The organism is Klebsiella michiganensis (assembly GCF_002925905.1).
In the GTDB taxonomy this organism is placed as follows: Bacteria; Pseudomonadota; Gammaproteobacteria; order Enterobacterales; family Enterobacteriaceae; genus Klebsiella; species Klebsiella michiganensis.
Genome location: NZ_PRDB01000022.1, coordinates 28,463 through 46,932 on the forward strand (window position 1 = coordinate 28,463; position 18,470 = coordinate 46,932).

General features: G+C 55.3%; 18 protein-coding genes and 1 pseudogene. 15 read left to right on the forward strand and 4 right to left on the reverse strand.

Annotated elements, in window-relative coordinates:
- The first annotated feature begins 334 nt into the window (after positions 1-334).
- The 9 genes and pseudogenes from CDA56_RS27435 (at position 335) to CDA56_RS27475 (ending at position 6,725) form a co-directional block, all read left to right on the forward strand.
- Positions 335-1,228 carry a transporter gene (locus CDA56_RS27435; protein ID WP_103814511.1) on the forward strand — a complete coding sequence of 298 codons (894 nt, stop codon included), beginning with the start codon at positions 335-337 and terminating at the stop codon, positions 1,226-1,228.
- The gene (locus tag CDA56_RS27440; RefSeq protein ID WP_224237130.1) at positions 1,229-1,765 is read left to right on the forward strand and encodes a group I truncated hemoglobin; all 537 of its coding nucleotides are present in this window, start codon (positions 1,229-1,231) and stop codon (positions 1,763-1,765) included.
- A 135-nt stretch (positions 1,766-1,900) separates the two neighbouring features.
- Positions 1,901-3,415: an amidase gene (locus tag CDA56_RS27445; RefSeq protein WP_049083579.1), complete on the forward strand. Its 1,515-nt coding sequence runs from the start codon at positions 1,901-1,903 to the stop codon at positions 3,413-3,415.
- Positions 3,416-3,438: 23 nt separating this feature from the next.
- Positions 3,439-4,046: pseudogene (gene nthA / locus CDA56_RS27450) on the forward strand (nitrile hydratase subunit alpha).
- A 15-nt stretch (positions 4,047-4,061) separates the two neighbouring features.
- Complete coding sequence (gene nthB / locus CDA56_RS27455) at positions 4,062-4,715, forward strand: nitrile hydratase subunit beta (protein ID WP_103814509.1); 654 nt, start codon at positions 4,062-4,064, stop codon at positions 4,713-4,715.
- Positions 4,712-5,179, forward strand: a complete 468-nt coding sequence (locus CDA56_RS27460) for a nitrile hydratase accessory protein (RefSeq protein ID WP_049083582.1) — start codon at positions 4,712-4,714, stop codon at positions 5,177-5,179. The genes nthB and CDA56_RS27460 overlap by 4 nt, the downstream gene beginning before the upstream one ends.
- Positions 5,176-5,385, forward strand: coding sequence for a CbtB domain-containing protein (locus CDA56_RS27465; RefSeq protein ID WP_004850884.1), 210 nt, complete (start codon positions 5,176-5,178; stop codon positions 5,383-5,385). Before CDA56_RS27460 ends, CDA56_RS27465 begins: the two co-directional genes overlap by 4 nt.
- A gap of 10 nt (positions 5,386-5,395) precedes the next feature.
- Positions 5,396-6,151, forward strand: coding sequence for a CbtA family protein (locus tag CDA56_RS27470; RefSeq protein ID WP_046877571.1), 756 nt, complete (start codon positions 5,396-5,398; stop codon positions 6,149-6,151).
- 4 nt (positions 6,152-6,155) lie between these two features.
- Positions 6,156-6,725: a histidine phosphatase family protein gene (locus CDA56_RS27475; RefSeq protein WP_064378000.1), complete on the forward strand. Its 570-nt coding sequence runs from the start codon at positions 6,156-6,158 to the stop codon at positions 6,723-6,725.
- A 173-nt stretch (positions 6,726-6,898) separates the two neighbouring features.
- Here CDA56_RS27475 and CDA56_RS27485 read toward each other — a convergent pair whose 3' ends face one another.
- On the reverse strand, positions 6,899-7,801 hold the full coding sequence (locus tag CDA56_RS27485) for a LysR family transcriptional regulator (RefSeq protein WP_102802878.1): 903 nt from the start codon (positions 7,799-7,801) through the stop codon (positions 6,899-6,901).
- Between the two features lie 135 nt (positions 7,802-7,936).
- Here CDA56_RS27485 and CDA56_RS27490 point away from each other — a divergent pair, with 135 nt between their 5' ends.
- Genes CDA56_RS27490 through CDA56_RS27500 form a run of 3 tightly spaced genes read left to right on the forward strand, consistent with a single transcriptional unit; the run spans position 7,937 to position 10,508 of the window.
- Complete coding sequence (locus tag CDA56_RS27490; protein WP_025108354.1) at positions 7,937-8,551, forward strand: FMN-dependent NADH-azoreductase; 615 nt, start codon at positions 7,937-7,939, stop codon at positions 8,549-8,551.
- Positions 8,552-8,596: 45 nt separating this feature from the next.
- A complete protein-coding gene (locus CDA56_RS27495; protein ID WP_102802877.1) occupies positions 8,597-9,649 on the forward strand; it encodes an LLM class flavin-dependent oxidoreductase in 1,053 nt (350 codons plus the stop codon).
- A gap of 13 nt (positions 9,650-9,662) precedes the next feature.
- Positions 9,663-10,508 carry a pirin family protein gene (locus CDA56_RS27500; protein ID WP_025108356.1) on the forward strand — a complete coding sequence of 282 codons (846 nt, stop codon included), beginning with the start codon at positions 9,663-9,665 and terminating at the stop codon, positions 10,506-10,508.
- 116 nt (positions 10,509-10,624) lie between these two features.
- Here CDA56_RS27500 and CDA56_RS27505 read toward each other — a convergent pair whose 3' ends face one another.
- Together CDA56_RS27505 and CDA56_RS27510 are read right to left on the reverse strand one after the other, a co-directional pair.
- Complete coding sequence (locus CDA56_RS27505; RefSeq protein WP_025108357.1) at positions 10,625-10,996, reverse strand: DUF2255 family protein; 372 nt, start codon at positions 10,994-10,996, stop codon at positions 10,625-10,627.
- 84 nt (positions 10,997-11,080) lie between these two features.
- Entirely contained in the window at positions 11,081-12,169 is a 1,089-nt protein-coding gene (locus CDA56_RS27510) for an alpha/beta hydrolase (RefSeq protein ID WP_165795116.1), read from the reverse strand.
- A 209-nt stretch (positions 12,170-12,378) separates the two neighbouring features.
- Between CDA56_RS27510 and CDA56_RS27515 the strand changes: the two genes are divergently transcribed.
- On the forward strand, positions 12,379-13,293 hold the full coding sequence (locus CDA56_RS27515) for an AraC family transcriptional regulator (protein WP_047723904.1): 915 nt from the start codon (positions 12,379-12,381) through the stop codon (positions 13,291-13,293).
- 178 nt (positions 13,294-13,471) lie between these two features.
- Here CDA56_RS27515 and CDA56_RS27520 read toward each other — a convergent pair whose 3' ends face one another.
- Positions 13,472-16,225 carry a winged helix-turn-helix domain-containing protein gene (locus tag CDA56_RS27520; protein ID WP_064374973.1) on the reverse strand — a complete coding sequence of 918 codons (2,754 nt, stop codon included), beginning with the start codon at positions 16,223-16,225 and terminating at the stop codon, positions 13,472-13,474.
- Between the two features lie 253 nt (positions 16,226-16,478).
- Here CDA56_RS27520 and CDA56_RS27525 point away from each other — a divergent pair, with 253 nt between their 5' ends.
- Both CDA56_RS27525 and CDA56_RS27530 read left to right on the forward strand, forming a co-directional pair.
- Positions 16,479-17,438 carry a thiamine pyrophosphate-dependent dehydrogenase E1 component subunit alpha gene (locus CDA56_RS27525; RefSeq protein ID WP_162557587.1) on the forward strand — a complete coding sequence of 320 codons (960 nt, stop codon included), beginning with the start codon at positions 16,479-16,481 and terminating at the stop codon, positions 17,436-17,438.
- 11 nt (positions 17,439-17,449) lie between these two features.
- Complete coding sequence (locus tag CDA56_RS27530; RefSeq protein ID WP_014229353.1) at positions 17,450-18,469, forward strand: alpha-ketoacid dehydrogenase subunit beta; 1,020 nt, start codon at positions 17,450-17,452, stop codon at positions 18,467-18,469.
- Position 18,470 lies beyond the last annotated feature (1 nt).

An 18,470-nucleotide genomic window follows, 5' to 3' on the forward strand; every position in this document is an offset into this window, starting at 1 on the left:
GTGCCAGCACTCAGATGTCCCTCCAGCTCTCACTCGCATCCGCGCTAAGGCAGAGGAAATATCGCTGACGCTCCGTCGATGCGCCAGGCGTCCCACGTCGCGAATGGCGTCGAAAAAGCGAGAACCGCACTCAAGGTGTGCACATCTGCGCTATGACGGAGCATCACGCTATGGGCCTTTTCAGCCTGCCCGCCCGTTGTCCCTGCCAGCCAAACGACTGTCCTTATGAAACAAGTACGCAGCAAATTTCTCCCTAATATCTGTAACCGTAAGGTCTTCCGGCCACGTTGGTACCGGGAAATAAACAAGAGATATCAGACATGAGGGTAACGTTATGACTGTTAGTGGCACCACATCTCGTATCAGCCTGGTCGCCTGCACACTCTGGCTGGCGACGATCCCGGCCCATGCGGTCGATCTCAACTCACAGGATCTCATTCCGGCTCCTGCCGGTACCGATGCCATTCTGGCGTATTTCACCTACGCCACGCGAGACAGCTTTACCCCCACAGGTGGCGACGAAATTAAGCAAGGCACCGGGCTGGACTCCTTCGTCAGCATCTTTCGTTACGTCCACTATATGGATGTGGGAGGCTTCACGGTCGCGCCGCAGGTGCTGATGCCCTACGGACGTCTTTATAACGGCTCCCTGGGCGGTACCCGCCTCGATTCCGCCAGCGGCCTGGGCGACCCCATTCTGGCCGCCCCGGTCTGGCTGGTGAACAACCCCAGCACCACCTTCGCCCTCGTGCCCTACCTGTACGTCCCTGCCGGTTCCTACGATGCCGGGCGCACGCTCAACGTCGGTGAGAACCGCTGGAAGTTCGATCTGCAGCTTGGCGGCGTGCAGCAGCTTGGTAACGGTTTCGCCACGCAGCTGTCCGCTGATGCGATGTGGTATGGCGACAACGACGATGCCACGGGCATCGGCACCGGCCGCCTCAAACAAGACAACACCTATCAATTTCAGGGCTGGGTAAGCTGGACGCCGCCCGCAGACAACACCTGGACCGTCTCCGCCGGTTACGCCAAATTGTGGGGCGGTAAGCAGCAGATCGACGGCGTCGAGAACGGACAAGCGACGCGTTCGGATCAGGTAAGGCTGGAATTGTCGAAATTCATCACCCCCACGGTGCAAGTGCAGGGCTTGCTCCAACGCGACATCAACGTCGATGGCGGTTTTAAGGAAGATCTCCACACCACCCTGCGCGTGATGAAACTGTTCTGATTGAACAGAGGCCTATACACCCCCTTCCACTCACATGTTACGGAGAAATCCACCATGAGCGAACAGCAGCAAAAGCCGTCTCTCTATGAACGTCTCGGCGGGTATGACGCCGTCTACGCCTTCGCAGGCGAAGTGTTGAAGACCTGTATGAAGCATCCCGACATCGGCCATATCTGGGCGCACGTGTCCGAGTCTTCATTTCAGAAAGAGCATATCAACTTCGTTGATTTCTTGTGCAAGCACTGGGGTGGCAACACCGTCTATCGGGGACGAGATATGGTGACCGCGCACCGCGGCATGGGGCTGACCGAGGTGCACTGGAAAGCCGTATTCGAGTCTATCGACGAGTGTTACGAAAACTTCAATGTGCCGCAGGATATTCGTGAAGAGGTCAACGCTTTCCTGACCCAATTCAAGCCCGCGGTCATCGGCAGTCCTTCGTATCGCGACGTGGTGCTCTCACATCCGGACATGGACGTGACCAAAGGCATGAAAAGTGTCGGTATCCACTGGCCTAAAGCCGATAAGCCGTCTTAACACCTTACGGACACCCGCAGGCTGCGCGGGTGTCCATTTCAGCCAAACGACTGACCCGGATAACCAAGTCAGGATGGCATTCCGGGCTTATGTTCAAGACAGGCGCATGAGCAAACACAGAAAAAAGGAAACAACATGGCTATTCAACGTCCCACTGCTGAACAACTCCAGGAGCTTGCCAGTCGGCTGCATATCAGCCTGACGCCGGCGCAGGCCGAGGAATATCTGGCGGTGATGCAGGCTAACTTCGACGCTTACGATCTGATCGACTCCCTTCCCGACGATATCCCGGAGGTCCGCTATCCGCGCGCCGCCGGCTATCGTCCGACTGGCGAGGACAATCCGCTCAATGCCTGGTATTACAAAACGGAGGTAAAAGGTGCAGCGACTGGCGCGCTGGCCGGGCGGACCATCGCTCTGAAAGACAATGTCTCGCTCGCCGGCGTACCGATGATGAACGGCGCCTCCACGCTCGAAGGTTTCGTCCCATCCTACGACGCGACCGTGGCCACCCGCCTGCTGGATGCCGGGGCGACGATTCTCGGCAAAGCCACCTGCGAGCACTTCTGCCTCTCCGGCGGAAGCCACACTTCCGACCCGGCCCCGGTGCACAATCCCCATCGTCATGGCTATTCCTCCGGCGGTTCGTCCTCCGGCAGCGCCGCACTGGTGGCGGCTGGCGAAGTGGACATGGCGATAGGCTGCGATCAGGGCGGTTCCATCCGTATCCCTTCCGCCTTCTGTGGTACCTACGGCATGAAACCGACCCACGGTCTGGTGCCTTACACGGGCATCATGCCGATTGAGGCGACCATCGACCACGCCGGTCCCATCACCGCCAACGTGCGCGACAACGCACTGATGCTGGAAACCATCGCCGGGAGTGACGGGCTTGACCCGCGTCAGTACGCGCCCGTTGTAGAGAGCTATACCGCCGCCCTCGGAAAAGGTGTGCGCGGCCTGAAAATCGGCATTCTGACCGAGGGATTCCAGTTGCCGAATATGGACCCGCAGGTAGAAACGAAGGTGCGGGACGCCATCGCCCGCCTGCAAGCACTGGGCGCCATTGTTAGCGAAATTTCCGTGCCGGAACACAATCTGGCGGGCGCGCTTTGGTCGCCTATCGGCTGCGAAGGTCTGACCGCCCAGATGATGCACGGCAACGGCATGGGTTTTAACTGGGAAGGCCAGTACGACGTCAGCCTGCTGGACAAACACGCGCAATGGCGCGACAGCGCGGATGCCCTCTCCCCGTCGCTCAAAGTTTGCATGTTCGTCGGCCAGTATGGGCTGGAGCGCTATAACGGTCGCTACTACGCCAGAGCGCAGAATATCGCGCGTCGGGCCCGCGCCGGCTACGACCGGGCCCTGAGCGATTTCGATCTGCTGGTGATGCCTACCGTGCCTGTGCTCGCTCAGCCAATACCAGGCCCGGACTGCTCCATCACCGAATACATCTCGCGCGCTTTCGAAATGATCGGTAACACCGCTGCGCAGGACATCACCGGTCACCCGGCCATGTCTATCCCCTGTGGCATGGTCGACGGACTTCCGGTTGGCATGATGCTGGTAGGACGTCATTACGCTGAAAACACGCTCTATCAGGCCGCCGCCGCTTTCGAAGCCTGCGGTGACTGGCGGACGTTTTAACCTTAACTCTCGGGAAGCCTAAAATGAGCCATAAACACGACCACGACCATACCCAACCCCCGTTGATATCGAGCTACGCGTCCGCGCACTGGAATCCCTGCTGCAGGAAAAAGGCCTGATCGACCCGGCTGCGCTGGATGAGCTGATTGACACCTACGAGCACAAAGTCGGCCCCCGAAACGGCGCACAGGTTGTCGCCAGAGCGTGGAGCGACCCGGAATACAAACGTCGACTGATGGAAAATGCCACTGCCGCTATTGCTGAACTGGGTTTCTCCGGAATACAGGGCGAAGACATGCTGGTCGTGGAGAACACGCCGGACGTGCACAACGTCACCGTTTGTACGCTGTGTTCCTGCTACCCCTGGCCGGTACTGGGTCTGCCGCCGGTGTGGTACAAATCAGCGCCCTATCGTTCGCGTATCGTCATCGACCCGCGCGGCGTTCTCGCCGAGTTCGGGTTACACATACCAGAAAACAAAGAGATTCGCGTCTGGGATAGCAGCGCCGAGCTGCGCTATCTGGTCCTGCCTGAACGTCCGGCAGGCACGGAAGGCTGGAGCGAAGCGCAGTTGAGCGAACTCATCACGCGCGATTCGATGATTGGCACCGGTGTGGTTAGCGCACCATAACGAAAGGAGAAAACCATGAACGGGATACATGATCTGGGGGGGATGCACGGCCTTGTCCCGATCCCTACCGAGGAAAACGAGCCCTATTTCCATCATGAGTGGGAACGCCGGGTATTTCCTCTGTTCGCCTCGTTGTTCGTCGGCGGACACTTTAACGTCGATGAATTTCGCCACGCCATCGAACGTATGGCGCCGACCGAATATTTGCAGTCGAGTTACTACGAGCACTGGCTGCATGCATTCGAAACGCTGCTGCTGGCAAAGGGGGTGATCACCGTTGAAGAACTGTGGGGTGGCGCGAAGCCTGCCCCCTGCAAGCCTGGCACACCTGTGCTGACGCAGGAGATGGTGTCGATGGTAGTCAGCACCGGCGGGTCTGCTCGGGTCAGTCACGATGTTGCGCCCCGCTTCCGGGTGGGCGATTGGGTACGAACGAAAAATTTCAACCCGACCACCCATACCCGCCTGCCACGCTACGCACGCGATAAAGTCGGTCGCATAGAGATCGCTCACGGTGTGTTTATCACGCCAGATACTGCGGCGCACGGGCTGGGCGAACATCCCCAACATGTTTACAGCGTCAGTTTCACCGCGCAGGCGCTGTGGGGAGAGCCGCGCCCTGACAAAGTGTTCATCGATCTGTGGGACGACTATCTGGAGGAAGCATGAATACGGTAGCACAACACGATTACGCCGCCCTCGGGTTACCGCGCGATGAGGAAGGGCCGGTGTTTGATAAGCCCTGGCAGGCAAAAGCGTTCTCCCTGATAGTCCATCTCCACCGGGCCGGGCTGTTCCCGTGGGCAGAATGGGTACAGACATTCAGTAAAGAGATCAACGCGGCGCCGGCGCAACCGGGTGAAAGCGCGAATGATGCCTACTATCGTCAGTGGACGGCGGCGATGGAAAACATGATGACGGCACTCAACCTGACGGTGCCGGATGAAATCAGCCGACGGACGCAGGAGTGGCGCAAGGCGTATCTCAACACGCCCCACGGCCAGCCGATTGTACTGGCGAACGCCAGTTGCCCGCCGGCACATAGCCATCATCACCTTTCGCCGGGCGTGCCGGTCACGGTGAGTCCGGCACTCGCTACCAACAGCAAAATCGATAATGGAGTTACACCATGAGTGATATCACCCTTAATGCCCACACCCCGGCTGCTCCCATTCCTGTCGCGAAACTGCTGCCCTGGGCGCTGTTCACCGCCCTGCTGGCGCTGCTGGCCATCTATTTCGTTGGCGCAGAACAAGGCGCAACGTCGATGTTTTCCGGCACGCAGGTGCATGAATTCTTCCACGACGCACGTCATCTGTTGGGCTTTCCCTGCCACTGAGGAGGCGGAAATGATTGGCAAACTGTTATTTAAAGGGATGATGGCCGGCGTTCTGGCCGGGATGGTGGCATTTGCCTTTGCACACCATTTCGGCGAGCCGCAGGTCGATCGCGCGATTGGCCTGGAAAAAAGCATGTCAGCTCACGCTCACCACCACGGCGCGTCAGCAGACGGCGAAGAAGAAGAGATGTTTAGCCGACAGACCCAGTCCGGGATTGGCCTGATGACCGGCATGGCGCTGTTTGGCGCCGCGCTGGGCGGCGGTCTGGCGCTGGCGTGGGCCTTTAGCTACCAGCGCTTTGGGCCATCGGACCCGCGTGTGCTGGCGTTGTGCCTGGCGCTGGCCGGCTTCCTGGCAATGAGCCTGATGCCAGGTCTGAAATACCCGCCCAATCCGCCCGCAGTCGGCAACCCGGAGACCATCGGCTATCGTACCGGGCTCTATTTCGTCATGATGCTGCTTTCTATCGGCATCGTCATCGCGGCCGCGTGGTTATCACATCAGCTCACGCCGCGCCTCGGCAGAGGGAATGCGATGATGTGGGCAACGCTGTTCGCCGTGGCGCTGATGCTCGTGGTTTGTGCCCTGATGCCGACAGTGAATGAAGTCTCCGACCACTTCCCGGCGGACCTGCTATGGCGTTTCCGCATAAGTTCCTTCGGCACGCATCTGGTGCTCTGGGGCGTCATCGGCGTGGCTTTCGGTGCTTTAGCCGAACGCACGCCGACGACACGCGAACATCGCCCGGCCTTCCGGCGCGGTTAACAACATGAGAGCGTCGCTAACGCTGATTTGTCAGGGAGAAACGGCAGCCTCCAGAGGTTCACACTTTCCCTGTGATGACCCTCTGGAGGCGCGGGAGTGGCAACGGGCGCGCCAGCTACAAAGCAGTGTCGCCCGTTATCACCGCGTCTGGTTCTCCCCGGACGCCGCCGCCAGGCAAACCGCCGCAGCGCTCTCTTTACAGGGTACGCCAGTGACGGAACTGGCGGAGCCCGACTACGGCATCTGGGCCGGTCGGCCAGTGCGTGAGGTGATGATGCAAGACGCCGAAGCGTTCCAGGCCTGGCTGGAGGGTGCCGCTCCCCCGGGCGGAGAGTCACGTGCTCAGCTGCTGGCGCGCTGTGGCAGTTGGCTGGCTAAACACGTCGATATTCGAGGTCGCCACTGTGCCATTGCGCCTGCCGCCGCAATCCGCGCCACGATCGTCGACGTTCTCGGCGCCCCGCTTCACTCATTTGCGCGTATCGACATCCACCCGCTGAGCATCACCGAGTTGCGCAGCGACGGACGGCGCTGGAATTTGTGTTTATTAAAGGGCCACATAAATAGTGAATAGACCACGTTCAGCCAGCGGACGGACGTCTGTCACATTTTTAACCCTTCCATAAATCAGGTCCGACACTCCCCTCGTGTCATTCATATACGCTTTCATCATGGGGATGATATTGAACCAGTGGTTTCAAGATTACGCGAACCACCATTGAGCTGAAGTACCAGCCAGTAATATGGCTACCTGTGGCTGGAGCAGGCCATTATTTGGTCGATAAGCCAGCGGCCTGCCTGGCCTGGCGGATTATCCACACGATACACTGCTGACATCAACATACTGACCCCACCCTGAGGTTCTTCCTCAATGGCCAGACGTACGAGGCGACCACTATCCAGATCGGTCTGCACGGTGTGGAGAGGCATTCCTCCCCAGCCCAGTCCATTAAGCAGGAATGCGCGCTTGGCAAACAGGTCAGCGAGTTTCCATGTTTTGGGAGACATTACGCCAAAATCGCGCCCTTTTGAATGTTCAGAACGATCGGTCAGTACCAGCTGAACATGGTTTGCGAGTTCACTCTGCGGGATTGGGCCTGGATACGCTGCCAGTGGGTGCTCTGCCGCAGCTACCATTGCAAAAGGAATATTCACCAAAGGTTCAGTGATGATTCCGGGGGGCGTCAATGGCAGGAAACCAACAATACCCACCGTGGCTCGTCTATCCAGAACGGGCTGGAAAGTAGCGCCAAGAGCTTCTACGTACACATGAAGCGGTACTGCCGGGAACTGTTGACGAAACTCTTTAGCGACTCCCGCAAGGGCATCAATGGGAAAAAAGACATCCACAACCACAGCCAGTTCGGGTTCCAGTCCGGCCGCCATGCCTTTTGCCTGCGATTTCATGGCATCCACAATAGAAACGGCTTTTCGCGCGCTGACAAGCAATGCCGAGCCTGCAGGTGTCAGCAATGGATAGCGCCCTGAGCGATCGAATAAGGTGACACCTAATTGCAGTTCCAGCCCACGCACAAGCTCACTGGCTGCTGACTGAGCCCGGCCAAGACGACGGGCAGCGGCCGAGAAGCTCCCTTCATCTACAGCAGCAACAAATGTTCGAAGCTGGTCGAGCGATATTCCGTCAAGCATAAACCCTCACCAATGTATCTGAATTCAAGATGGTATCCATAAGATTATAACGGCTGTTCAGATGCATTCGTAGGTGCAATTATGGTGGCGCACTATTTTTTACGTTGACCATAGTCCACTCACCGGAGATTTAATATGACTACTATTCTGCATATCGACTCGAGCATCCTGGGTAGCAACTCTGTCAGCCGCAGCCTGACTGCTGAAATCGTCGCTAAAGAAGTGAAATTAAACCCTGGAGCCACACTTCTGCGACGCGATCTTGTTGCAGATGAATTGCAGCATTTGAGCCCTGCCCATCTGGCTGTGTTTCAGGGAAATACACCGACTTCAGAATCGTTAGCGAACGACATCGCTCTGGGCAGCACCTACATCGATGAGTTGTTCTCAGCGGATATCATTATTATTGGCGTTCCGATGTACAACTTTTCGCTTCCGAGCCAACTCAAGGCATGGCTGGATCGTGTACTTGTCGCGGGAAGGACATTCCACTACACCGCGAATGGTCCGGAAGGTCTGCTTCCAGCAGGTAAAAAAGTGTATATCGCTTCAACTCGCGGTGGCGTTTACAGCGGTACCAGCCCTGTCGCCCATCTTGACCATCAGGAAACGTTGCTTACCGCTGCGCTTAATTTCATCGGACTCTCTGACATCACCATTTTTCGTGCGGAAGGTCTTGCTCTGGGAGATGACGCCAGAGCAACGGCACTTGCCAGGGCGAAGAACGAGGTTGAAACAACGGTTATCTGACCCGTGACCGGGGTTACGTTGAAAAACCGACACAAGGAGTTAAATGTGGAAATAGGCATAAACAGTTTCGCTTCACTTTTACCTGAAAGGAACAATGGGCGTATACCTAATCCGGCGGAACGTCTTGCGGCATTACTGGAGGAAATCACTCTTGCCGACGAGGCTGGTATAGATGTGTTTGGTGTCGGTGAACATCATCGTACTGATTTCGCCGATTCGTCACCTGCTGTCATTCTTGCGGCGGCCGCCGCACGAACGAAAAAAATCAGACTAACCAGCGCGGTATCGGTTCTCAGTACGGTTGATCCGGTGAGGTTGTTTCAGGACTTCTCCACCCTGGATCTGCTCTCGCAGGGCCGTGCCGAAATCACCGTTGGTCGTGGTTCTTTTGCAGAAGCTTATTCGCTATTTGGTCACTCCAGGGATGACTATGACGCTCTATTTACAGAGAAGCTTGAACTTTTGCAGCAACTTGTCAGGGAAACACACATCACATGGTCAGGCCGTTACCGTCCAGCGCTTACGGGCCAGGGCGTCTATCCCCGGCCAATGCAGAATCCGCTGCCGGTTTGGGTAGGTGTTGGCGGGACACCGCACTCCTTCATCCGGGCCGGAGCTGCGGGTCTGCCGCTGATGGTGGCGCTTATCGGGGGCAGACCCGATCGTTTCCGGCCATTAATCGACCTCTACCTGCAGGCCGGTATTCGTGCCGGCTACCATCGCGAACAGCTTAGGGTGGGGCTACATGTTACCGGCTTTGTGGCTGACTCCGCGAAAGCAGCAAAGGACGCGTTTTACCCAGGCTGGCTGCATACTTTCACACAAGTGGGCAAAGAGCGCGGTTGGGGGCCAGTGACGCGTGAGCAATTTGATGCCTCCTGTAGCCCTGATGGAGCATACCTCGTTGGCGATCCGCCAACCGTGATAGCCAAAGCACAGGCAATATCGACATCATTGGGCGGTATTGACCGGCTGTCATTTCAGATGAGTGCTGCCACTGCAGGATCTGAGGCAATGGGTCATTCAATCAAACTTATCGGACACGAAGTGGCTGCGGCCCTTCGTGAAAAAAAGCACACAGCCAGAATTGTATATTGAAGGAAAATCTATCATGACCGATTCTCTTGAGAGCCAGGGCGTGAATCGCGCCATTGCCTACCGTACGAAGGGCCATCGATTAGGCCCCATTACGCGATTACTGAGCCCGGATGATCTGGGAGATGATATCAAGCCGTTCGTTTTTCTTGATTTGTTTGAGTTCTTCCCACCGTATAACCGCGGTTTTATACCTCATTCACATTCAGGTATTGCAACCCTTACGGCCTTCTTTGAAGGTGGTATGACTTACGGGGATACCACAGGAAAACAAGGTTCCATGTCTGATGGTTCTGTGGAGTGGATGCGAGCAGGTAGTGGGGTCTGGCATGCGGGTGAGCCCTTACCGGGGAAAGTCATGCGAGGTTTTCAGCTCTGGGTGGCTTTACCGCCTGAACTGGAACTGGCATCGGCAGAAAGCCTTTATTTCGAAGCTGAAGCTATTATGCACGATGGCCCAGCCCGTATTTTACTGGGACAGTACAATGGCAGGACCAGTCCAGTCCCTTCACCAGCATCAATGACTTATCTGCACGTGCGGCTTTCAGATGGTCAGAAGTGGACTTATCAGCCGCAGGCAGATCATGATATCGCATGGCTGGCAACTAACGCCGGGCAACTGGAGATCGGAAATACCCTGCTCGAACGTGAGCTGGCAATTTTCGCAGAAGGTCATGGGGCTATCAGCATCACGGCTCATGAAGCGGCCGAATTTGTGATCGGATCAGCGGTCAAACACCCTTACCCTCTCATCCGGGAGGCTTCCTCTGTCCATACAAACGCGGCTTCGCTGGCAGAAGGAGAACGAACTATCGCCTCTATTCGCAACAGCCCGGCATTCAGTGCGCTTACATCGCGCTGATAACTCTCATCGATATTCAAAGAAAAATCATGACACGCCGTAGTCATACTCATAAAACTGTCGCCATCACTGGCGGCAGTGCCGCCTGAAAATGTCGTATTTCTGCGGCATGGCATTCACGAAGGTAATATCTCAACCGTAGCCGCTCTGGCGCGAGCTCCCGTCATTGCGGAAACATAGCTGCTGCCGGAATATTTTATCTGGTAGGCCCGATCGATTTTACTTTCAAGAGCCGGGTCCGCGGGTTTTGCGAACCGTACGTCGAATTCCTGTCCGATAGCCACTATCTTACCCGCCCGTTGAGACAGTGCTGCCTGATACCATTTTGAACGGGTACCGCTATAGGCACGGACGAAAAGTCGGTTATCCACCGTCACTTCCCAAATCCATGTTGGCGTGCCGGTGGTATTCATATCGGGACGGTACGGCGCGATTTTCAGGTCGTCCGCCGCATCTATTTTTGCTAAAAGCTCGCGGTTCCAGAGCATAAACCTTTCCTCTTTTCTATACGTTATTTCGTCTATTATAAAGTTGGTAACACTGCGTCGGAGAATATCGAACGGTGTTATGATTTATTTATTAAGGTATTTATTAAAAAATGCCGTGATGTTATCAAACGGAATCTTATCCATGCGATCATATAAATCAACATGGGTGGCATCTTTCACAATCAGAAGCTCTTTAGGCTGATTTGCCGCTTCATATGCCGTTTTAGAGAAATAAAGCGAATGCGCTTTTTCGCCATGAACAAACAGGATTGGGCGCGGAGAGATTTCCTTAATATACGTCATCAGCGGGAAATTCATAAAGGACATCGGCGTTGTCACGGACCATGAGTTTCCTGAGTTGACGGCACGTGGATGATATCCGCGTTTGGTCATATAGTAGTCCGCGTATTCCACGAGGAACTGCGCTTCGCCGCCCTTCAGTTTATTGTAAGCTGGCTGATAAGCCGGTTGACCGTTTGCCGCATCGTCCCAGCGCTGAAGGCTCATCTTCTCAAGCGCCTGCTCGCGTTGCGCCGGCGTTACGCTGTCATTATAGCCCTTTGACATCACGCGGCTCATATCATACATGGTGCTGGCAACAACCGCTTTTACGCGTTTATCCACGGCAACAGCGTTCAGCGCGATACCCCCCATACCACAGATACCGATGACGCCGATACGTTCACGGTCCACATAAGATTGCAGCCCAATAAAATCGACGGCTGCCATAAAGTCTTCGGTATTAATATCGGGTGACGCGATATTGCGCGGTTCCCCACTGCTTTCGCCGGTATAAGACGGATCAAATGCCAGCGTCACAAATCCGCGCTCGGCTAAGGTTTGCGCATAAAGACCTGAGGCCTGCTCTTTTACCGCGCCAAAGGGCCCGGAAATAACCAGTGCCGCAAGCTTCTTGTTTCCGCGATCTTTAGGAAGATACACATCTGCGGCCAGCCTAATGCCGTAACGGTTTTTAAAAGTTACTTTTTGATGATCCACTTTGTCGCTCCTTGGGAAGGTTTTATCCCACGTCTGCACCAGGCGTACTGAAGAATCTGCTGTGCCTGCTGCCGGCTGGGCGACCGCAGATTCTGTGGAAATCATGGCCAGCGCTCCGGCAAGGAGTGCGCCATTAAAAAAGCGGGTTGAAGTTTTTAGCGTCATGATAGTCATACCTTCATTCAAATTGGATGCGGGTTGGGTTGTGGTCAGCGCCTCATTTCGGTATGGCTATTTTGGATGTCGCTAATGAAATCTGTTATTAAAATACTCTGCATTATTTGCCTGATCCTATTAACATGATGCCAAAGCGTATATTTCACTTTTCATAACGGGTAAGTTGACGACGTCGCACAGACTTAACAAATATGAGGCGTGATGGAATGATTTCAGACAAATCGGTTGAGAGACGACTCGGCAAGCTCTCCCGGGATATTGCTCAGCGCACGCCCGGTACCGGTGATTTTCCCACCGCGGTTGAAGGGCTGGAACTCTTCCGGCGCAACGAACCCGCCCCTCCGGTGAGCTGCCTGGTTCCTCCGAGTATCGTCCTGGTGGCTGATGGCGCGAAGATCATGTGGGTTGGCGGTGAAGCTTATGAATATAATACGGAAAAATTCCTGATCACGTCTCTCGACTTGCCAGCCAGTTCGGAAGTGTTACAGGCATCGCCATCACGGCCCTGCGTCGGCGTCGCCTATAAACTTGACCAGCGCGTACTGATGGAATTAATTGCCCAGGGATGCCTGCCGCCAGTCAAAAAACGAGATGCGGGAACGGGGGTCGGTATAGGAACCATGACTGATGTTTTACTGGAGCCTTTCTGCCGCCTGCTTTCACTGCTGGACGAACCCGAAGCCATTCCCGTTCTCGGCCCGCTGATTCAGAGGGAGATACATTACCGACTGTTGATGAGCGATCGATCCGATCGTCTCAGACAGATTGCGGCAGTCGACGGCCATGGCTACCGTATCGGTAAAGCTATCGACTGGTTAAAGACCAATATTGCTTCGCCTCTGCGTGTCGAAGAGCTGGCAAGTCGCGTGCAAATGAGCACGCCCTCCTTCCACCACCATTTCAGACAACTTGCGGGAATGAGTCCGCTCCGCTATCAGAAATGGCTGCGTCTCAATGAAGCAAGGCGACTGATGCTGAATGAGCATTACGATGTCACCACAGCGGCCTATGCTGTCGGCTACGAAAGCTTATCCCATTTCAGCCGGGAATATACGCGGATGTTTGGGGAATCACCCAAGAGGGATATTACTGTGCTGAGAGAGTCTGCCGGTAGGCTTTAGTAAATTCTGCCCTGCTCTGCCTCCCCCGGTGAAATCTATTGTACGTGAAGGCTACAGGAGATGCTAAAGACCTGAACTCAAAATCAGACAGCCCTCGTCGGGCAGCCCGTAAAAAGTCAGCTAACAGATGCCATTGACATATTCACTTATGGATAATATTTGCGCATCACTGACATTATTAATCCAGTAACTTCATTTCCAGAGCCCGACTCATGGCTTGCGTACGACTATTGACTTTGAGCTTGGCGTAGATGTTCTTGATGTGCCATTTCACCGTCTCAGTAGAGATAGTCAGGGAGCGAGCGATTTCTTTGTTCATCTGACCGTCAGCAATGAGCTGTAATATCTGCAGCTCTCGCTCACTGAGCTCCTGGTTAACATCAAGGTTTTCATGCTCAATCCGCTTGCCTTCAGACAGGCTCCCTTTCCCGGGCCAAGGGGCATCCCCTTCGCTGGCTGCCGAAGTTTCGCGTACAAGGACAAGCAGAAGCTGCAATGCATCGCCAGCATCAAGAAAAATACGTTTGAGATGCTGTTGTGCCGCTAATTGCAGGACGGGCTGCAATGCAGCCACGGCCGCCGCGTTTTCGCCACTATTCCACAATGATAATGACCATAGCGTACGAAGACGCGCTGCGGAGAGCCGGTCTCCCCGACGCTCCTGCTCAGTCACGAGTTCGCCCAGCAAAAGGCTGGCTTGTGGCGCCTGACCTGACGCCAGAAGCAGGCGGCTGCGGCTGACATTGGCATGCTGAGCTATTGCGCGTTGACAGGGGTTTTCGGCATCAATTGTGGCACGGGCCGCCAGTTGTTCGAGTTGCCGATGCAGCAGCTCCGCGCCTGGATAATTCGCGCGCTGCAGGCGCACTCTCGCCTGCTCTGCTAACAATAAAGCCTGCGGCCTTTGCCATCCTCGAGACACCGCTAGTCGCTGCGCGTGTTCCAGCAGCCGTTCTGCCTCATGCGGCATATCGTCATTCAAGGCCTGGCGCGCAAGGTAGGTATAGCAGCGACTCAGGGCGTCGGGTGGACCAAACCGATCGATGAATTCGAGTCTGTCTGCTAACAGCGTATTTAATGAGTCCAGGTTCATACGTTCGTAAGCCATTTCCGCCAGCAGCGGCGCAAGCGTCGCGCCGCTGGTCGACTGAGGGCCGGTATAACGCTCAGCCTGGCGCAATGCATTCTCTGCATGCCCCCAGGCGTTCTCCAGGTCACCCTGACCAAGATGGCACTGAGTGATGATAAAAGCGCGATAAACCGAGACAAATAGATTGTCTAGTGGACTTTCCGGGCAAGGCATATGCCGTTGAACCTCAAGAGCGTCGCTATAGCGCTGGTTAACCACGTGGCAGTAGCTCAGAATATTGCATATGAGACCGTCGACCCAGGTGTCTCCGCAGGGCACTTTAGCCAGCAACGGCTCAACAATCGCCAGGCTTTCCGGGATTTTCTCGGCAAAAGCTTCGCAAATTGCGCGCACGACACGTAATTTGAGCCAGGCGTTGGGGGTTATATCATCACGATGATTAACGACCATTTGGTCAAGATTATCAAGTAACTGCCTCGATTCATCGAAGCGAAAATAGTGCGCCAGCGCCCAGGCCAGATTGATTTGCAGGTCAATGCGCGAAGGGTCAGTACTCGCAGGTAAGTGATGCATCCAGGAAACCAGGGTATCTATATCCCCTTCTTCCGCCAGCGACTGCGCGCCCGCGCCATCCTGCCCGGGATTATGGATCGGCTTGCCCGCTGCCAGTGCGTGGCGTACCGCCTCGGACCACAATCTCTGCTCAACGAACCAATGACTGGCTAATTCATGTAAGTGCTTGAGGTTGATATCGTTGTTCTGCTGCAATATCGTTCGCAGGGTTTCCTGCAAAAGAGGATGGTAGCGAAACCAGCAGCCTTGTTCGTCCAGGGCTGACAAAAAAAGATTGTGCCGCTCAATCCATGCCAGTATCGCTTCACTATCATCACGCTCTGTAACCCCGTTACATAACCCGGCATTTAAACGATTAAGAAACGATGTTTTGACGAGAAAATCAAAAACTTCCTGTGGCAATGGGTCAAGTACCACCTCTTTCAGATAACGGGCGATAGCGCGGGTTCCACCACGAATATTGCGCAGCAGATGTTCTGGATCATTGAGCAATTCTGGGGATAACGAAGCGATTTTCATGCCGGCGATCCACCCCTCTGTCGCGGAAAGTAGCCGCTGTACATGCTGATTACTGAGCGGTATGTCAATCGTCTGGCTGAAATAGTTTCTGGTTTCTTCAAGCGTAAATTGCAGGTCTCGATCGTAGATTTCCACCAGCTGGTCCTGTGCCTGAAGCAGGCTCAGAGAGAGACTGGGGTGGAAACGGCTGCCAATGATCAGGTGCAAGGCGGCAGGAGCATGCTTGAGCAAATATCCCAGGGCTTCATATACACCAGCATCATTAATCATATGGAAGTCATCAACGATCAGATACAGGTCGTGCGGACAGTAATGCAGTTGGTTAATCAACCCGGCCAGCAGCTGTTGAGAACTGGAAGGCGTCTGTTCTTCTATGTTGCGCCAAAAGTCGGCGTCCCAATCGCCATAGAGCGGCCGCAATGCTTGCAGCAGATAAGGAATGAACTGCCATACGCCATCATCATCCTCATCGAGGCTAAGCCAGGCAACGCGTTCACCCTGGGCAATCATTTGCTGATACCACTGCGCCAACAGCGTGGTTTTGCCAAATCCAGCACCCGCGCAAACGACGCCCAGACGGCGTCGCTGCATGCGATCGAGGAGGAGCAGAAGCCGTGAGCGCTGTAGCAGCCGTATCGAAGAGCGTGGTGGAACGAATTTGGTCAGGATTAGCGGCAAATCTCTCGTCAGCCGCAATGGCCCGGAGACCAGTGAAGTTGCCTGGCGACTTTTCAAATCCGATGGCTTCATCCGTAGTTATCTACTCGTATTATTTTTTTATCAATTGTACGCCAGAGCCCGGGATGGCATGGAGCCACCCCTCTCGATAGATACATAAAATTTATAAAGTTTGACCTCAAGCATGAAAACCCCCTCCTACCCCCCCATGAAGGTGGCTTCGCACCTCCTCGTCGCACTCGTAGATTCATTGCATCGGCGTGGTTAAGGGGCTTCCAGCCTGTCAAACCCCCGCCTGACGACCTTTACTGAGGAGAATTAAGTGATGCTTAACAAACAGGCTTTACTCCAGGCTTACCGTAAGATGCGCGAAATCCGGACGTTTGAGGAGCGTTTGCATCAGGAAAACACCAGCGGGGATATTCCGGGCTTCATTCACCTTTATACCGGTGAGGAAGCCATTGCGGTGGGGGTCTGCGAAAATCTCACTAACGCTGATTTCATTGGGTCCACGCACCGTGGGCATGGCCACTGTATTGCCAAAGGCTGCGATATTCACGGCATGATGGCTGAAATATTCGGTAAGGACAGCGGATTATGCCGGGGCAAGGGAGGCTCTATGCATATTGCCGATCTGTCGAAAGGTATGCTGGGTGCGAACGCTATCGTGGGTGGCGCCCCTCCGTTAGCCATCGGCGCTGCTCTGACGGCCAAAACCCTCAAGACCGGTAACGTTGGGGTCTCTTTTACCGGTGACGGCGGTTCTAATCAGGGCCTGGTATTTGAAGCCATCAACATGGCAGTGGTGCTGCAACTCCCTGCCATCTTTATTTTCGAGAACAACGGTTATGGCGAAGGAACTGGCCATGACTACGCCGTCGGTGGTCGTGATATCGCCGGGCGCGCCGCGGGCTTCGGTTTACCGGCAGTGACGGTTGATGGCACAGATTTCTTTGCCGTTTACGATGCCACCTCAGAGGCCGTCAAGCGCGCCCGAGAAGGTGGAGGCCCAAGCGTGATTGAGGCCAAAGCTTTCCGCTGGCACGGTCACTTTGAGGGCGATCCGGCGCTTTACCGCGCTGAGGGCGAAGTTCAACGTCTGCGCGAACAACATGATCCGCTGAAGATTTTCACCGCCAGGGTCAAACAACACATCTCCCTTGAGGAACTGGCGGCGATCGACGCGGCGGTTGAAGCACTTGTCGATGATGCTGTATTCAAAGCGCGCGCCGCTGCCTATCCGGCTCCGGAAGACCTGCTTACAGACGTTTACGTCTCATACTGAGGGTGATAACAATGCCTATAAAAACCTATCGAGAAGCGGTCAAGGAAGCCCTGGCCCAGGAAATGGAGCACGACGAACGCGTCGTTCTGATTGGTGAAGACTTGCGCGGCGGTCACGGCGGAAATGCGCCCGAAGAAGCAAGGATAGAGGCCTTTGGAGGTGTGCTCGGAGTCACTAAAGGGCTGTGGACGCAGTTCGGCTCCGACCGGGTGATCGACACCCCCATTACGGAGTCGGCGATCGTCGGCATGGCTGCCGGCGCCGCTGCAACGGGTCTGCGGCCGGTGGCGGAGCTGATGTTTATGGATTTTTTCGGTGTTAGCCATGATGCGCTGTACAACCAGGCGGCAAAGTTTCGCTATATGTTTGGTGGCAAGGCCAAGGCGCCGCTGGTGATGCGGGGCATGATCGGTGCTGGTTTTTCTGCAGCAGCCCAGCATTCGCAGTCACCCTATAATATTTTTGCTACCACACCGGGGCTCAAGGTGGTTGTGCCATCGACGCCTTATGATGTCAAAGGGCTGCTGATCCAGTCGATTCGCGACGACGATCCGGTGGTGTTCTGCGAGCATAAAATGCTCTATGACCTCAAGGGCGAGGTACCGGACGAGATTTATACCCTGCCCCTGGGCGTCGCCAACTATACCCGTGAAGGTGAGGATGTCACCATCATCGCGTTGTCGGCAATGGTACATAAAGCAAACCAGGTCGCCGACAAACTGGCCAGGGAGGGGATCTCGGTGGAGGTGGTCGATCCACGTACAATCTCGCCTCTGGACGAAGAAGGTATTCTGGAATCAGTGGCTTCTACCGGCCGCGTGGTCATTGTCGACGAGTCAGCCGCGCGTTTTGGCTTTGCTCATGATGTCGCAGCGTTGATTGCTTCCCAGGCATTCCATTTCCTCAAAGCGCCTGTTGTTCTGGTGACACCACCACACACCCCGGTACCGTTCTCCCCTGCTCTCGAAAAACTCTGGATCCCTGGCGTTGAACGTATCGAAGCTGCCGTCCGTCAAGTGCTGGAGGATTAAG

Bases quoted from the DNA above. Each gene is read 5' to 3' on its own strand.
- CDA56_RS27470 (WP_046877571.1), top strand. From the start codon at position 5,396: ATGATTGGCAAACTGTTATTTAAAGGGATGATGGCCGGCGTTCTGGCC.
- CDA56_RS27510 (WP_165795116.1), bottom strand. From the start codon at position 12,169: ATGACTATCATGACGCTAAAAACTTCAACCCGCTTTTTTAATGGCGCA.
- CDA56_RS27465 (WP_004850884.1), top strand. From the start codon at position 5,176: ATGAGTGATATCACCCTTAATGCCCACACCCCGGCTGCTCCCATTCCT.
- CDA56_RS27530 (WP_014229353.1), top strand. From the start codon at position 17,450: ATGCCTATAAAAACCTATCGAGAAGCGGTCAAGGAAGCCCTGGCCCAG.
- CDA56_RS27435 (WP_103814511.1), top strand. From the start codon at position 335: ATGACTGTTAGTGGCACCACATCTCGTATCAGCCTGGTCGCCTGCACA.
- CDA56_RS27490 (WP_025108354.1), top strand. From the start codon at position 7,937: ATGACTACTATTCTGCATATCGACTCGAGCATCCTGGGTAGCAACTCT.
- CDA56_RS27520 (WP_064374973.1), bottom strand. From the start codon at position 16,225: ATGAAGCCATCGGATTTGAAAAGTCGCCAGGCAACTTCACTGGTCTCC.
- CDA56_RS27460 (WP_049083582.1), top strand. From the start codon at position 4,712: ATGAATACGGTAGCACAACACGATTACGCCGCCCTCGGGTTACCGCGC.
- CDA56_RS27500 (WP_025108356.1), top strand. From the start codon at position 9,663: ATGACCGATTCTCTTGAGAGCCAGGGCGTGAATCGCGCCATTGCCTAC.
- CDA56_RS27475 (WP_064378000.1), top strand. From the start codon at position 6,156: ATGAGAGCGTCGCTAACGCTGATTTGTCAGGGAGAAACGGCAGCCTCC.
- CDA56_RS27485 (WP_102802878.1), bottom strand. From the start codon at position 7,801: ATGCTTGACGGAATATCGCTCGACCAGCTTCGAACATTTGTTGCTGCT.
- CDA56_RS27525 (WP_162557587.1), top strand. From the start codon at position 16,479: ATGCTTAACAAACAGGCTTTACTCCAGGCTTACCGTAAGATGCGCGAA.
- CDA56_RS27445 (WP_049083579.1), top strand. From the start codon at position 1,901: ATGGCTATTCAACGTCCCACTGCTGAACAACTCCAGGAGCTTGCCAGT.
- CDA56_RS27505 (WP_025108357.1), bottom strand. From the start codon at position 10,996: ATGCTCTGGAACCGCGAGCTTTTAGCAAAAATAGATGCGGCGGACGAC.
- nthB (WP_103814509.1), top strand. From the start codon at position 4,062: ATGAACGGGATACATGATCTGGGGGGGATGCACGGCCTTGTCCCGATC.
- CDA56_RS27515 (WP_047723904.1), top strand. From the start codon at position 12,379: ATGATTTCAGACAAATCGGTTGAGAGACGACTCGGCAAGCTCTCCCGG.